Here is a 14,762-nt window from a genome sequence, read left to right as displayed (position 1 = left end):
AACTCCTCAGAAATGCCAGATAACCTTGGTGCTAAGACTAATCGTTGATCCGTGAGTGTGGAGTCTGAGTGACCGCGACCAGCAACCTCGATACCCGATACGGGCGTGCCCCGAACCGCGGCACGAGAGACCGCCGCGTCCTCTATGTCACCGCCGGCTCGCTCGCGGCGATCCTGGTTGCCTTCGTGGTCTGGGTGGGGCTGGGTGCCTCCGAGCCCCTGATCGAGACCCGGGACATCGGCCATACCATCGTCGACGAGAATCTCGTGACGGTGACCTTTGAGGCGTCGATTCCGGTCGGCCGCAGTTCCAGCTGTGCTGTGCAGGCACTGAACGAGACCTTCACCGTGGTCGGCTGGACGGTCATCGACCTGCCCGCCAGCCCAATATATTCACGGTCGACGACCACGGATGTGCGCACGACCGAGCAGAGTAACACCGGATTGATTTACCGCTGCTGGCTGACCTAGACTAAGTATTTCGCCCTGACGTACTCGTCGGGGCGTCCGTTGTATAACTGCGGGTTCACCCCTAGGGCATCGAACGAGCATGACCGAGCATGAGGAGATTCCACCCATGACTACCGAAACCACGGTCACCTGGCTGACCCAGGAGGCCTACGACCGCCTCGCCGCCGAGCTGGATACGCTCAGCACCGTCGGACGCGTCGAGATCGCGAAGAAGATCGAATCAGCTCGAGAAGAGGGCGACCTCAAGGAGAACTCGGGCTACCACGCCGCCAAGGATGAGCAAGGCAAAATGGAGGCGCGCATCCGCACGCTCGTGCTACTGCTGCGCACCGCCGAGGTCGGCCATGCGCCCGAGAGCAGGGGCGTCGTTGAGCCCGGCACCGTGATCACCGCAACCATCGCCGGCGAGAAGAATCGTTTCCTGATCGGCAGCCGCGAGATCGCCGGAGACAGCGACCTTGACGTCTACAGCGAGCAGAGCCCGCTCGGTACCGCGATCATCGGCCTCACGGTCGGTGCGAAGACGTCGTACGAGACACCCACCGGCAAGGAAATCGCCGTCGAGATCTTCCTCGTGGAGACCTGGGCCGGCAACTAACCACACCGCTTCACCGCTCCCGGCGGGCACCGTCATCCGTCGAGGCTCTCCGTGTCGTGCTGCGCCGGCGGCTGCCCGTTCGGCCTCTCACCAATTCGACGGAGATTTTGGGAAAAATGCGGCTGTCCGCAGGGTGGAGAGCCAATCCGGACACAATCTCCGTCGAATTCGTCAGTCGAACTGCGGGTCGTAGCCGGCCGCGCGCAGCACGTCCACGACGAGTTGGCGGTGGTCGGGGCCGCGGGTCTCGACGCTGACGTTGAGTTCGACCTCGCTGATCTGCAGCCCCACGCCGTGGCGGGTGTGCAGAACTTCGATCACGTTGGCGTGCGCCTCCGCGAGCAGTTCCGAAATGCGGGCCAGTTGCCCGGGGCGGTCGGGCAGCATGATGCGCAGCGTCAGGTAGCGACCGGATGCCGACAGGCCGTGACTGATCACGCGCTGCATCAGCAGCGGGTCGATGTTCCCCCCGCTCAGGATTGCGACGGTCGGACCGGTCGCAGCGACCTTGCCGGCCAGGATCGCGGCAACGGCGACCGCGCCGGCCGGTTCCACGACGAGCTTGGCGCGCTCCAGCAGCACCAGGAGCGCACGGGCGGTGTCGTCCTCGGTGACGGTGACGACCTCGTCGACGGTGTCCCGCACGATCTCGAAGTTGAGCAGCCCCGGTTTGGCCACCGCGATGCCGTCGGCGATGGTGGGCGTGATCGGGATCTCCAGCACCCGACCGGCCGCCAGCGAGGGTGGGTATGCGGCCGCGTTGGCGGCCTGCACCCCGATCACGCGGATCTGACGACCGTCGCGCCGGGCGAGCTGTTTGATCACGCTGGCGACGCCGGAGATCAGGCCGCCACCGCCGATCGGAACGACGACGGTGGCAAGGTCGGGCACCTGGTCGAGGATCTCCAGACCCACCGTGCCCTGCCCGGCAACGACGTCCGCATGATCGAACGGGGGAATCAGTATCGCCCCGGTCTCCTCGGCGTAGGCCGCCGCGGCCAGCAGCGGCTCGGCAACCGTATTGCCGCGCAGGATGACGTGCGCTCCGTAGTCGCGGGTCGCCTGCAGCTTCGGCAGGGCGACGCCCACGGGCATGAAGATCGTGGCCTTGATGCCGAGTTCCCGGGCCGCGAAGGCAACACCCTGGGCGTGGTTGCCGGCCGAGGCCGCAACGACGCCACGGGTCTTCTCTTCGTCGGTGAGCCGGGACATCCGGTTGTATGCACCCCGGATCTTGTAGGAGCCGGTGCGCTGTAGGTTCTCGCATTTGAGGAGGACGGGCGAGCCGAGCAGCTCCGAGAGGTAGCGGGAGGATTCCATCGGGGTCACGGCCGCTACCCGGCCGACCACATTTCGAGCGGACTCGAAGTCGGACAGGGTCGGTCCGACGAGAGAGGCATTAGTCAAGGGGGGCACTTTTCTCGAGGGGGTCGCCGTGGCGACGGAAACCGGGGCGTTGCGGAACGGTCTGCCAGAGGGGGGAGGCCAGCAAGGTCGCGGGGGGTTCCAGACTGGAGCGCCACACCCCACTGTTGATGTACGTGATCATGACGTTCAGCACGGCGGCGACCGGAACGGCGAAGAGCGCGCCCGGGATGCCCGCGAGCAGCGCACCGGCGGCCACGACCAGCACCACTCCCAACGGATGCACCTTGACCGCGGTGCCCATGATCAGAGGTTGCAGAATATGGCCCTCGACCTGCTGCACGAGCAGCACTACCCCGAGCATCAGCAGCGCCACCACCCAGTCGTTGAAGATCAGCGCGATCACGACGGCCACGGCCCCCGTGGCCACCGCACCGACGATGGGAATGAAGGAGCCGAGGAACACGAGCACGCCGATAGGCACGGCCAGGGGCACGCCCAGCAGAGCCGCGCCGCTGCCGATGCCGATGGCGTCGATGGAGGCCACCAGGATCTGCACCTTCGCGAAGTTGCCCAGTGTGGTCCAGCCTGCCACCCCCGCGCCGTCAATGGCCGCGCGGGCACGCCGCGGAAACAGGCGTACGATCCACGCCCAGATGCTCCGGCCGTCGATCAGGATGAACAGCAGGCTGAACAGCGCCAGCAGGATACCGGTCGCCAGGTGGCCGATCGAGGAACCCACTGACAGCGCCCCGGACACGAAGACCGCTCCGTCTGCCTGGATGGCCTGCCAGGCCTCTCCGAGGAAGGCGTTGAGCTCCGGCTCCGTCAGCTGCAGCGGCGACGCCAGAAGCACGGCTTTCAAGCTGGCGTAGGACGCGGCGAGCCGGTCGTTCAACCCGACCGTGCCGACGGCGATCTGGGTCACGGCCAGCGTGATCAATCCGCCGATGATGGCGAACGTGCCGATCAGGGCCAGCACGACGGCCAGCGCCTTGGGCCACCGGTGCCGCACGAGGAAGCCGACGAAGGGCACGAGCAGCGCCGAGACCAGGACGGACACCAGCAGCGGGATGACGATCAACCGCAGCTGGATGACGATGAAGATGACGACGGCCAGCGCACCGGCGAGCGCCAGCAGGCGCCAGGACCAGGCTGCGGCGAGACGGATGCCGGCGGGCAGGTTCTCGTCCACTCCGTTGGGGTGCGCGGGGGGTGCCGCGAGCAGGATCGGGGGTGCCGGCCTGCGGCGCCCGAAGGCGCCGAAGAAGCCGCCACGGGCGGGTTTTCCGTCGGATTCCATCACGGCATCATTCTAGGCAATCCCACGTACCGGCTCCGGCATGAGCCGGACGGTTATATCGGCGCCGGAATCGGGTCGACCGAGACCGGCGCACCCGTGAACGTCACACCGACCTGGTCGCCCACCGTCGGCCGCAGCCGAACGTCGTGCTGCACGACGAGCGACGAGCCGTCTTCCAGGCGCACCGTCGTGCGTCGGAGGGAACCGTGGAAGCTCGACGAGAGGACCACCCCCGGAGCGCCCTCCCGGCCGAGTTCGAGATCTTCCGGACGCACGGAGACAGTGACGCGGCCATCCGCCTGGGAGGGGTCCAGGAGAGGCAGTTTCGCGCCGTGCACCTGCGCGAAGCCATGCAGCACCCTGCCGATGAGCTGGTTGCTCAGACCCACGAAATCGGCGATGAACGGCGAGGCGGGCCGGGTGTAGAGCTCTTCCGGCGCCCCGACCTGCTCGATCGAACCGGCACGCATGACGGCAACCCGGTCGGCCACGGCAAGCGCCTCGTCCTGGTCGTGCGTCACGAACAGCGTTGTTATGCCCAGTTCGGTTTGGATGCGCCGGATCTCCTCCCGCAACGCCACCCGCACCTTGGCGTCGAGGGCGGAGAGCGGCTCGTCAAGGAGGAGCACCCGCGGCTCGGTGACCAGGGCACGTGCCAGCGCCACCCGCTGCTGCTGCCCGCCGGAGAGTTGGTGCGCGAAACGGTCGTAGTGGGCGTCGAGCCCGACCAGGGCCAGGGCGGCGGCCGCGCGAGCGCGCCGTTCCTCCCCGCGCACTTTCCGCATCCGCAGGCCGAACTCGACGTTCTCCCCCGCGCTGAGATGAGGGAACAGCGAATACGACTGGAAGACCATGCCCAGGTCGCGACGGCTGGTGGGCAGCGCCCCGACGTCGACACCGTCGATCAAGATGGAACCGGCATCCGTGGCCTCGAGGCCCGCCAGCACCCGCAGCGCCGTCGTCTTTCCGCTGCCGCTCGGGCCGAGCAGGGCGACGAGCTCACCCGGGTGCAGGGTGAGGTCGAAGTGCGCCAACGCACGGTGGCCGGCGAAGTCCTTGACGACTCCCTCGAAGCGCACCGCGGCTCCCGCCCGGGCCGTCGTTGCCGGGTTCGCCGGGGTGCGCGCCGGAAGCCGGTTCTGGTTGTGGAGTTGATTCTGGATCATGACTGACCTCCAGTGGTGGGCCGACGCCGCCCGGTGCGGACCAGGCCGAGACGCCCGATGACGAGCAGGAGTAGGAACGCGAAGGTGAGCGCGAGCAACGACAGGATGACGGCTGTGTACGGGTCGGCTTTGCTCACGACCAGGAGCGAGGTCTGCAGGGTGATGCGGTTGAGCAGGGACGCGATCGTGAACTCACCGAGCACAACTGCGACCGCGATGAAAGCTCCGGCGAGGATGCCGCGGCGCAGGTTCGGGATCAACACCCGCACCAGTACACTCCCCCAGCCGGCGCCGAGGGTGCGGGCGGCCTCGCTGAGCGTGCGCACGTCAACGCCGTCGAGATTGGCCTGGATGGCCCGGTAGGCGAACGGCAGAACCGTCACGCCGTAGGCGAAGGAGAGGGTCCACACGCCGCTGCCGGCCACCCGGGCGAGCACCGAGTATACGGGGGCCAGGCCGACCACGAGCACGATGGCCGGGATGCTGATCGGCAGGATGCAGACGAACTCCATCAGGCGTCGCAGCCGGGGAAACCGCAGGTGCACCAGCAGCAGGGTCGGCACCAGCAGGAGCAACATGATCGCCACGGTGCCCATGGCCAACCCGACCGAGTTGCCGAGGGCTACGAGGACCGTTCGGTAGGGACCGGTGAAGCCGCCCTGGAACAGGGCCGTCCAGCGGGAGAAGTCGTGGCCGCCGGCAAGACCGCGGCGCAGCGTGAATTCCACCATCGCGACGATGGGAATGGCGAAGACGAGGCCGATGCTGCCAAGGATGAAACCACGCACCGGCCAGGTGGGGGTGTGCGCCACAGGCCTCACCGATGCCACCGTTCCGCCCGGGATTGCAACGCCGAATAGCCGGACATGACGACGGCCATCACCAGGATCATGCCGAGCGCGAGCGCCCCGGCCAGGTTCTCCCGGCCGAGCAGGGTTTCGCTTGTCAGGGCCGAGCGGATCTGCAGAGGGACGATCTGCGACCCCTGGCTGGTGAGCGCGGCGGCGGTGGCGTAGGAGGAGAACGCGTTGGCGAACAGCAGCAGCAGGCTGCCGAGGAACGACGGGGCGAGCACAGGGAACGCGATTCGGAACCAGTACGTCGTCCGGGTGCCGCCCAGAGTGGCGTTCGCCTCGGCCCAATGCGGGTTCAGGGCCTGCAGCGCGGGCAGGAAGGTGATGATCATCAACGGAACCTGGAAGTAGATGTAGGGCAGCACTAGTCCCGGCAGCTCGTAGAGCCATACCCCGTCGGCGAAGATGTCGACTCCGAAGGTGTCCCTCAGGGTCACGGTGACCAGACCCTGGATGCCGATGGTCGCTACGAACGCGAAGGCGAGCATGACGCCGCCGAACTGGGCGAGCACGCCGCTGAGCGAATCCACCACGGAACGGAGGGGGCCGCCCTCGCGAGCCCCGAGCAGTCCGTAGCAGGCGACGGCGCCGACGACCGCCCCCACGACGGCGGTGAGCGCCGACAGCCCGAACGAATTGGCGAAGGCGTTCAGTATGACCGGGTTACCGAGGGCCGCGACGGTGTCGAGCGTGAACCCTCCGGTCTCGTCGACGAACCCGGTGCCCACGGCGATCAACGTCGGCACGAACAGGAACAGCAGCACATACACCGCGAACGGCAGCAGCCCGAGGGCTGCTGCCGTGCCGCGTCGGCTACTGGACAGCTGAGGCCCACTTCTCGCCGAGGAGCGCGGCTCCCGCGGCGCTCTCCGCCTCAGTGGGGACGACGGTCTCGGCCGGGGTCTCCGGGAGGGCGGCGAAGAGGTCCGCATCGATGGTGCCGGCCGTCGCCATGGCGTCGGCACGCACGGGACGGGCCCCACCGGCGAGCCAGAGGTTCTGGCCCTCGTCGCTGTAGAGGAATTCCTGCCAGAGCCGGGCGGCAGCCGGGTTCGGGGCATCCTTGTTCACGGCCTGGTTGTAGTAGCCGGCATACCCGGTGCCGGGGAAGACGACGACCTCCCAGTTGCGCTCGCCCGCCAAACTGGTGCCGTAGCCCACGTTGAGGTAGTCCCAGTCGAAGACCACCGGAGTCTCCCCCGATGCGATGGTCGCCGCGGTGGGGTCGATCTTGACGAAGTTGCCGGCCTTGCTGAGCTCGCCGAAGAAGTCGATCCCGGCCTGGAAGTCGCCGACCGTGCCCTCGCTCTGCACGGTGGCCAGGCCGACGGCGGCGAAGGCGGCTCCGGCCTGCGTCGGGTCACCGTTGATCGCGACCTTGCCCTTGTACTCGGCACCGAGCAGATCGCTCAACTGCTTCGGCGCCGGTACGGCGTCAGGGTCGTAGCCGACAGCCATGTAACCGCCGTAATCACCCGTGTACAACCCGCTGGCCTCCTTCAACGCGTCCGGGATCTCCGCCCAGGTGGCCACCTGGTACGGCGCGAACCGGTCGGTGCTGGACAGCGCCACGGCCAACCCCAGGTCGAACACGTCCGGCGCGGTGTCCTGTCCGGCGAGGTTGTCCGCGGCCAGAATCTCCTCGGCGCTGGACGCGTCGGGCGACGCCTCAGTGATGGTGATCTCCGGGTATTTCTCGGCGAATGCGTCGAGCACGGCGCCGTAGTTGGCCCAGTCCCGGGGCAGGGCGATCACGTTCAGGGCGCCTTCAGCCCGTGCAGCATCCTCGAGCGCGGCCAAGTCGCCGAACGCGGACAGGCTGGTCGCTGTGGCGGCGTCGACCGGGGTACCGGCATCCGCGGCACTGGAACAGGCGGCCAGGCTGAGGGCGAGGGCGGTGGCCGCGGCAAGGGCGGCCAGGGAACGCGTGGTGAACAATTTTCCTCCGTCGGACCAGCTAGGGGCGGCCGCGGTTCGCGGTCGACTTTCGGATTGTTACTGGTCACGGCGAGGCTAGAAGCCGTGGCCGACCGCCAGGGAGCCTCAACCTGAACACTGCGTGAATGCCGCGTGAAAGGGTGCCGCTAAGGTCGGTGAATGGTTCAGCCGATCTCCCCCGCACTCGCCCGCCGCATTGCGCTCGGCGCGCAGGGCTTCGGGCGCCCGTCGCCCGTGACGCCGGGCATCCGTCAACTGGATGCCCTGGTGAACCGGCTCGGGCTGTTGCAGATCGACTCGGTGAACGTGTTCGAGCGCAGCCACTACCTGCCGGCGTTCAGCCGACTCGGTGGCTACGACAAGGCGCAGCTGGATCGGCTGACCTCGGGCCGGGAGGCGCGTTTCACCGAGTACTGGGCGCACGAGGCGTCATTCCTCCCGATCGACACCTGGCCGCTGTTCGGCTGGCGGATGCGGGACTACCGGGACCGGTCGGCGACTGAGGCGTGGGCGCAGGGCAACCGCCAGCTTTTGAACTGGCTGCTGGCCGAGCTCGCCGTCAAGGGCCCGTTGCGCGCGAGCTCCATCGAGCACGACGCGAACCGGCGCTCCGGGCCGTGGTGGGGCTGGTCGGATGTGAAGACCGGGCTCGAGACGCTGTTCCGTTGGGGTGACGTGGCGATCACGGGCCGCGAACGCTTTGAGCGAGTTTACGGGCTGCCCGGGCAGGTGTTCCCACGGGAGCTCCTCGAGCGCACCGTGAGCCGGGATGACGCCCACCGCGAACTGGTGAGCCGCTCGGCACGGGCGCACGGCATCGGCACGGCGAAGGACTTCGCGGACTATTTCCGGCTGCGGGGACCGGCGACTCTGGCGGCCATCCGCGACCTCGAGGACACCGGTGAACTCATCCCGGTGGAGGTGCCTGGCTGGGGTGCGGGCGGGCAGGCAGGCGCCGCGTGGCTGCACCGCGACGCGCGGCTGCCGCGCACGATGAATGCCGCGACCCTGCTCTCCCCATTCGACCCGGTCGTCTGGGAGCGGTCGCGCACGTTGCGCCTGTTCGGTTTCCACTACCGGATCGAGATCTACACCCCACAACCGAAACGGGTGTTCGGGTACTACTCGCTGCCCGTGCTTCTCGGCGACACGATTGTGGGCAGGGTCGACCTCAAGAACGACCGCCAGGCACAGGTGCTTCGGGTGCGTGCGGCGTGGGCGGAACCGGGCGCGCCGGCGGACACCGCCGGACGCCTGGCATCCGTGTTGCGGCAGGCGGCCACGTGGCAGGGCCTTCCGGAGATCGACGTGGAACCACGCGGCAACCTCGCCGCCGCCCTGATCGCCGAGCTGCGCGCCTAGGCAGCATCTCAGTTTCTGCGACAGGGTCCGTTCCGGCCCAAAGTGACGCGCGGATCGGGGTCTCAGGGTCGGAACGAGTGGTTAGAACTGGCGACCCATGGCGTGCAGGCGCTCGACGCGGTCGGCGATCGGCGGGTGCGTTGCGAACAGCTTGTCCATGACGCCGGGCTTCAGCGGGTCGGCGATCCAGAGGTGGGCCATCGACGTGTTCTGCTTCTTCATGGGGCGCCCATAGGCCTCGAGCTTGCCGAGCGCACTGGCCAGAGCATCCGGATGCCGCGTGGTCAGTGCGCCCGTGGCATCCGCGAGGTACTCACGCTGCCGTGACACCGCCAGCTGCACGACCGTGGCGATCAGGGGCGCCACAACCATGGCGACGAGACCGACCACCATGATGACGGGGCTGCCGTTGTTCCTGCTGTCCCGACCGAAGAACGCCATCCGCAGGAACATGTCGGAGATGAACCCGACGGCCACCACGAGACCGAACACGACCATAGACAGGCGAATGTCGTAGTTGCGCACGTGGCCGAGCTCGTGTGCCATGACACCCTCAAGTTCGGAGTCGGTCATGATCTCCATCAGACCGGTGGTGGCGGCCACGATCGCGTGCTGCGGGTCGCGCCCGGTGGCGAAGGCGTTCGGCGCTTGATCATTGATCACGTAGATCTCGGGCATGGGCGTTCCGGTCGTGATCGCGAGGTTCTCGACGATGTTCCAGAGGCGTGGATTCTCCGACTTGTTGTTGATCTTGATGCCGCCGCTCAGGGCGACCGCCTGGCGACCCGCCATGAAGTATTGCAGCAGGGCATAGCCCGAGGCGACGACGACCGTGAGGACCAGGATGCTGTAGTTGCCGGGCGTGCTGTAGATCGCGTTCGCCAGCCAGCCGAGACCGGCGATGACGACAATGAACACGATGATGATGAAGACAGTGTTGCGCTTGTTGCGCGCGATAGCGCTGTACATAGCCAGTCGCCGCTAGAACTGGACGCGAGGCGGCTCCGCGATGGCGGCGGAGTCGGACACCTCGAAGAAGTCGCGCTGGGTGAATCCGAGGTTGCGGGCGATGAGGTTGTTGGGGAAGACCTGGATCTTCGTGTTCAGTTCGCGCACGCCGCCGTTGTAAAACCGGCGTGAGGCCTGAATCTTGTCTTCGGTGTCGACCAGTTCGCCCTGCAACTGTAGGTAGTTCTGGCTGGCCTGCAGCTGAGGGTAAGCCTCGGCCACGGCGAAGATGCTGCGAAGGGCGGTCTGCATATGGTTCTCGGCGGCGGCGGCTTCAGCCGGGCCCTGCGCGGTGAGCGACTCGGCCCGTGCCTTGGTGACGTTCTCGAAGACTGCCCGCTCGTGTGCCGCATAGCCCTTGACCGATTCGATCAGGTTGGGGATCAGGTCGGCACGACGCTTCATCTGAACGGTGATGTCACTCCACGCCTCGTCGACGCGCACCTTGAGGGTGACGAGAGAGTTGTACGTCGCCCAGAGGTAGATCCCAATGATGACGACGAGTGCAACAACGATGACGACCGGGATGAGCCATTCCATGGCAGCTTCTCCTTGTGATGGGGCGGGGCGAGCAAGCAGGCCGCGGCGGCGTGTCTACGACGCAGCACCATCATAACCATGCGCCCTGAACCTCTCATGTCCTTCCCAACACACTCCAAGAAACACCCTGCGCCTCAGTGTCAGCGGGCGGAGAGTGCCCTCTGCAGCCAGCGGTAGGAGGACTTCGGGGTGCGGCTGCGGGTTCCATCCTGGAAGTCGACGTGCACGAGTCCGTACCGCTGGGTGTAGCCGGCCGTCCACTCGAAGCTGTCTAGCAGGGACCAGATCGTGTATCCCTGAAGGGAGACGCCGTCGGCGATCCCACCGGGGGCGACCGCGGCTAGCGCCGCCGTGAGGTGCTCGGCAAGGTAGTCGATCCTGGCCGGGTCGTGCACGGCACCCCACTTGTCGGCCACGTCGGGAAAGCTGGCTCCCCCGGCCGTGATGCAGACGCTTGGCAGATGCTCCGCGTAACGGTCCCGCAGTTCGGCAAGGGCCACGCCCAGGAATTCGGGGGCGATGGCGGTGCCCGCGTTGCTCACCGGGAACTCGCGGAACGTGGTGACGTGGAAGGGGAACGCCACGACTTTCTCCGGCGGCCCGCTGGGCGGAGGGCCGTTCGCGGCCTTCGGGGTCGCCGCGCCGGCCTTGATCCGGCTCGGCTGGAAGTAGTTGAGGCCGTAGAAGTCCAGCGGCTGATTGATGGTGCGCAGGTCGTCCGGGTCTGTCTCCAGCAGCATCCGCAGCGGTACCTGATAGGGCTCGGGCGGTTCCGGGTAGCGGCCGAGCAGCACGGCATCGGCGTAGACGCGGTTGTGGAGCACGTCGAAGAGCGCGGCCGCGACCTCGTCGGCTTCGCGGCCGCTGGCAGCCTGCACGGGCGAGTGCACGTTCGCGATCCCGATCCGGCCGCGCACATCGGCGGCACGCAAACCCTGCACGGCGAAACCGTGGCCGAGGAGCTGGTGGTGCGCCGCGGGCAGGGCGCCGAACAGCCGGGCCTCACCCGGGGCATCCGTGCCGAGCGCATACCCGTTCAGGGTCACAGTCGCGGGGTCGTTCAAGGTCAGCCAGGAGTCGATCCGGTCCCCGAACACCTCGCCCACCTGGTTCGCGTAGTCGCCGAAACGCATCGCCGTGTCCCGGTTCAGCCAGCCGCCGCGCAACCGTAGCGGGGTGTCCCAATGGAACAGGGTCGCCATCGGGCTGATCCCCGCCGACAGGAGGCCGTCGACGAGCCGGTCGTAGAAGGCCAGGCCGGCTCGGTTGAGTGCACCCCGGCCGTCCGGCTGCAACCGGGCCCAGGCCAGGGAGAACCGGTAGTGGTCGATGCCCAGCTCGCGGAGCAGGGTGAGATCTTCGTCGAGCCGGTTGAAGTGGTCAGCGGAAACGGATGCGTTGGAGCCGTCACGGACGCGACCGGCTGCGGCCGTGAACGGGTCCCAGGTCGATTCGCCGCGGCCGCCCTCCCGGGCACCACCCTCGATCTGGAAGGCGGAGGTAGCCACGCCCACCGTGAACCCGTCGGGAAGCCGGTCGCCCAGCTCCCCCGCCCGGTGTTCCCAGGCGCGTGCTGCGGTGGTGTTGCTGTTACTCATCGACCGAGGACTCTTTCCAAATAGCTGTTGTTGAAGCGACGCTCCGGGTCAAGCCTGTCACGCACGGACAAGAAGTCGTCGAAATGCGGGTAGTCGGCGCGGAGAGACGCGGCATCCCGGTCGTGCACCTTGCCCCAGTGCGGGCGCCCGCCGTGCCCGCGCATAATGGCCTCGACGCCCTGGAAGTAGGCAGCCGGATCTTCCCGGTAGTACCGGTGCACGGCGATGTAGCCGGTATCCCTCTCGTTGGCTGTGGAGAGCCACACATCGTCGGCCGCCGCCGAGCGCACCTCGACCGGGAAGGAGATGTTCCAGCCGCGCATGGCGATCAGCTCCTGCACCTCCCGCAGCGCGGCCGGAACCAGGGCCCGCGGGAGGGCATATTCCATTTCTTGAAAACGCACGGCGCGGTTGGTCACGAACACGCGGTGGGAGACATCGGTGAATTCCCGCTGTCCGCTGAACCGGGTGGCAAGCCGGTTGAATCTCGGCACCGTCGCCGGCAGCGCGGCGCCCAGGGCGCAGATGCCGCGGTAGGCTCCGTTCGCGAGCAGTTCGCCGTCGACCCAGCGGGCGACCCTGCCGGCCGGCGACCGGCCGGACTCCAGGGGAAGCCGGGTGTTGGTCTTGGTCAGGGCCGTCTCGGTATGCGGGAACCAGAAGAACTCGAAATGATCGCTCCGCTCGGACCGGTCGAGGTAGCTGTCGAGCACCTCCTCGAGCGGTTCGGCCGCTTCGACGGAGTGCAGCAGGTATGCGGGCACGCACTGCAGGGTCACGTCCACGACAATGCCGAGTGCGCCGAGCCCGATCCGGGCCGCCGCCAGCAGCTCGGCGTTCTCGGTTTCGCTCACGCGCAACAGGGAACCGTCGCCGGTGACCAGGGTCAGGGCCACAATGTGGGTGGCCAGCCCGCCGAAGCGCCCCCCGGTGCCGTGGGTGCCGGTGGACAGGGCGCCGGAGATGGTCTGCCGGTCCACATCGCCCATGTTCGCCAGGGCCAGGCCGTAGGGCCGCAGCAGCCGGGGCAGCTCGAACAGTCGGGTGCCGGCAGCCAGAGTGACCTGGCCGGACGCGGGATCCGCGTCGATCAGCCCGGCAAGATCGAGCAGATCGAGCTGCACTCCGGGTGCTAGGGCGATGCCCGAGAAACTATGCCCGGAGCCGACGGCCTTGACCCGAAGGCCTACCTTGCCGGCCGAGACGACGGCGCGCTGCACAGCGGCGGCGGTCGACGGCCGCTCGACACGCACCGGCGTCACCGCCTGGTTCCTGGCCCAGTTGCGCCACAGCGCTCCACTCGCACTCATAGAAACGCCTTCCCCTCGCCGCGGTACGTCGGCAGGATGTCGACCACCTGACCATTCTCGACCAGCGCCACCTCGTTCACGTGCTCGCTCAGTTCCCCTGATTTGGTGTGCCGCGCCCACACGCGGTCGCCCACCTGGAGCCGCGCCGCGCCGGCTCCGGTGATCGGAGTCTGCGCCTCGCCGGCCATCTCCCGCGGAACCAGGCGCAACCCGTCCGGCCAGACCAGGCGCGGCACCCGGTCGGCGCCTGGAACCCCGGAAGCGATCCAGCCGCCACCGAGCAGGACGGCCATGCCGGGGCTGGGCTTCCGCACCACGGAGAAGGCGACCGCGGCGGCCGGTGCGGGCCGGAAGCTCGCGTAGTTGTCGAACAGATGCCCACCGAGGAATCCGCTGCCGACCGCGACGTCGGTGACGGATGCGTCGCCGCGCGTGGTCTCCACCGAGCCGGTTCCGCCTCCGTTCACGAATTCGAGGGGTGCGATCTCCCGCACCGCGCGCACGACCGCCCCGCGCCGCTCGCCGATTTCGGCAACGGACCGCCGCCGCACCCAGCGATTGAGCATCCCCCGGACGGGTTTGCCCGCCGGCCGGTCGCCGATGCCTGCCACCTGGGCCTCATAGGACATCACCCCGACAAGGTGGAAGCCGGGCCGGGCCAGGATGGCGACCGCGAGGCGACGGGCGTCGTCGGGCGTGTGCACGGGCGAGCGCCAGACGCCTAAGTGGCCGAGCAACGGGGTCTCCCAGGAGGCGTCGAGGTCGATGCAGACGCGAATCGGGGCCCGGCTGCCCGGCGGGAGCACCGCGTCGATGACATCGAGGTGCGCGACCGAGTCCACCATCAGGGTGACGGTCTCGGCCAGCTGGTCCGAGCGGCCCAGTCGCACGATCGCGGCCCGGTCGGCCGTGGGGTAGCCGACGACGACATCCGTCACCGTCTCCGCCAGCCACAGCGCTTCGGCCAGGGTGTAGGCGAGCACGCCCCGATAGCCAGGCAGAGCCAGGATCGCCTCGAGCACCCCGCGCACCCGGATCGACTTCGACGCCACCCGGAGCGGGGTGCCGGCCGCGCGATCCAGCATGTCGTGCGCGTTGTGCCGCAGGGCCTCCAGGTGCACCGCGGCGACCGGTGCGTCGAGGTGCGCCGTCGCGGCAGTGAGTGCGGGCCAGAACAGTCCGGGGTTCAGCCACGGCCTTTCCACCGGGCGCTGGGAGAGGTCGAGCATCAGCGCACCGCTTTCCCCGGC

The 14,762-nt window shown here is 68.0% G+C and carries 14 protein-coding genes; 3 read left to right on the top strand and 11 right to left on the bottom strand.

Features of this window, described 5'->3' with window-relative positions:
• Positions 1 to 68: 68 nt before the first annotated feature.
• Positions 69 to 470, top strand: a complete 402-nt coding sequence (locus E3O65_RS06430) for a DUF4307 domain-containing protein (RefSeq protein ID WP_134362910.1) — start codon at positions 69 to 71, stop codon at positions 468 to 470.
• Between the two features lie 106 nt (positions 471 to 576).
• Positions 577 to 1,068 (top strand): transcription elongation factor GreA, encoded by a 492-nt coding sequence (greA, locus tag E3O65_RS06425; RefSeq protein ID WP_134362909.1) that lies wholly within the window; start codon positions 577 to 579, stop codon positions 1,066 to 1,068.
• A gap of 171 nt (positions 1,069 to 1,239) precedes the next feature.
• Here the strand turns inward: greA and ilvA are convergent, their stop codons facing one another.
• Genes ilvA through E3O65_RS06395 form a run of 6 tightly spaced genes read right to left on the bottom strand, consistent with a single transcriptional unit; the run spans position 1,240 to position 7,694 of the window.
• Positions 1,240 to 2,475, bottom strand: coding sequence for a threonine ammonia-lyase (gene ilvA, locus E3O65_RS06420; protein ID WP_241985844.1), 1,236 nt, complete (start codon positions 2,473 to 2,475; stop codon positions 1,240 to 1,242).
• On the bottom strand, positions 2,468 to 3,736 hold the full coding sequence (locus E3O65_RS06415; RefSeq protein ID WP_134363000.1) for an AI-2E family transporter: 1,269 nt from the start codon (positions 3,734 to 3,736) through the stop codon (positions 2,468 to 2,470). The genes ilvA and E3O65_RS06415 overlap by 8 nt, the downstream gene beginning before the upstream one ends.
• A gap of 53 nt (positions 3,737 to 3,789) precedes the next feature.
• Positions 3,790 to 4,902 carry an ABC transporter ATP-binding protein gene (locus E3O65_RS06410; protein WP_134362907.1) on the bottom strand — a complete coding sequence of 371 codons (1,113 nt, stop codon included), beginning with the start codon at positions 4,900 to 4,902 and terminating at the stop codon, positions 3,790 to 3,792.
• Positions 4,899 to 5,714: an ABC transporter permease gene (locus tag E3O65_RS06405; RefSeq protein WP_241985843.1), complete on the bottom strand. Its 816-nt coding sequence runs from the start codon at positions 5,712 to 5,714 to the stop codon at positions 4,899 to 4,901. Before E3O65_RS06405 ends, E3O65_RS06410 begins: the two co-directional genes overlap by 4 nt.
• A 5-nt stretch (positions 5,715 to 5,719) precedes the next feature.
• Positions 5,720 to 6,520, bottom strand: a complete 801-nt coding sequence (locus E3O65_RS06400) for an ABC transporter permease (RefSeq protein WP_422386405.1) — start codon at positions 6,518 to 6,520, stop codon at positions 5,720 to 5,722.
• A gap of 49 nt (positions 6,521 to 6,569) precedes the next feature.
• Positions 6,570 to 7,694 (bottom strand): ABC transporter substrate-binding protein, encoded by a 1,125-nt coding sequence (locus tag E3O65_RS06395; RefSeq protein WP_134362905.1) that lies wholly within the window; start codon positions 7,692 to 7,694, stop codon positions 6,570 to 6,572.
• A gap of 159 nt (positions 7,695 to 7,853) precedes the next feature.
• Here E3O65_RS06395 and E3O65_RS06390 point away from each other — a divergent pair, with 159 nt between their 5' ends.
• Complete coding sequence (locus E3O65_RS06390) at positions 7,854 to 9,056, top strand: winged helix-turn-helix domain-containing protein (protein WP_134362904.1); 1,203 nt, start codon at positions 7,854 to 7,856, stop codon at positions 9,054 to 9,056.
• Between the two features lie 81 nt (positions 9,057 to 9,137).
• Here E3O65_RS06390 and E3O65_RS06385 read toward each other — a convergent pair whose 3' ends face one another.
• The 5 genes from E3O65_RS06385 to E3O65_RS06365 all read right to left on the bottom strand — a co-directional run bounded on the left by E3O65_RS06385 (position 9,138) and on the right by E3O65_RS06365 (position 14,741).
• On the bottom strand, positions 9,138 to 10,025 hold the full coding sequence (locus tag E3O65_RS06385; protein ID WP_134362903.1) for a M48 family metallopeptidase: 888 nt from the start codon (positions 10,023 to 10,025) through the stop codon (positions 9,138 to 9,140).
• Between the two features lie 12 nt (positions 10,026 to 10,037).
• Positions 10,038 to 10,604 (bottom strand): LemA family protein, encoded by a 567-nt coding sequence (locus E3O65_RS06380; RefSeq protein ID WP_134362902.1) that lies wholly within the window; start codon positions 10,602 to 10,604, stop codon positions 10,038 to 10,040.
• 140 nt (positions 10,605 to 10,744) lie between these two features.
• On the bottom strand, positions 10,745 to 12,202 hold the full coding sequence (locus tag E3O65_RS06375) for a glycoside hydrolase family 1 protein (protein ID WP_134362901.1): 1,458 nt from the start codon (positions 12,200 to 12,202) through the stop codon (positions 10,745 to 10,747).
• Entirely contained in the window at positions 12,199 to 13,512 is a 1,314-nt protein-coding gene (locus E3O65_RS06370; protein ID WP_134362900.1) for a D-arabinono-1,4-lactone oxidase, read from the bottom strand. The genes E3O65_RS06375 and E3O65_RS06370 overlap by 4 nt, the downstream gene beginning before the upstream one ends.
• Complete coding sequence (locus E3O65_RS06365) at positions 13,509 to 14,741, bottom strand: amino acid deaminase/aldolase (protein WP_134362899.1); 1,233 nt, start codon at positions 14,739 to 14,741, stop codon at positions 13,509 to 13,511. Before E3O65_RS06365 ends, E3O65_RS06370 begins: the two co-directional genes overlap by 4 nt.
• Between the last annotated feature and the right edge of the window lie 21 nt (positions 14,742 to 14,762).

Source organism: Cryobacterium breve, assembly GCF_004402375.1.
In the GTDB taxonomy this organism is placed as follows: domain Bacteria; phylum Actinomycetota; class Actinomycetes; order Actinomycetales; family Microbacteriaceae; genus Cryobacterium; species Cryobacterium breve.
Note: the sequence above shows the minus strand (reverse complement) of the source record. Positions and strands in the feature narration are given on the sequence as shown.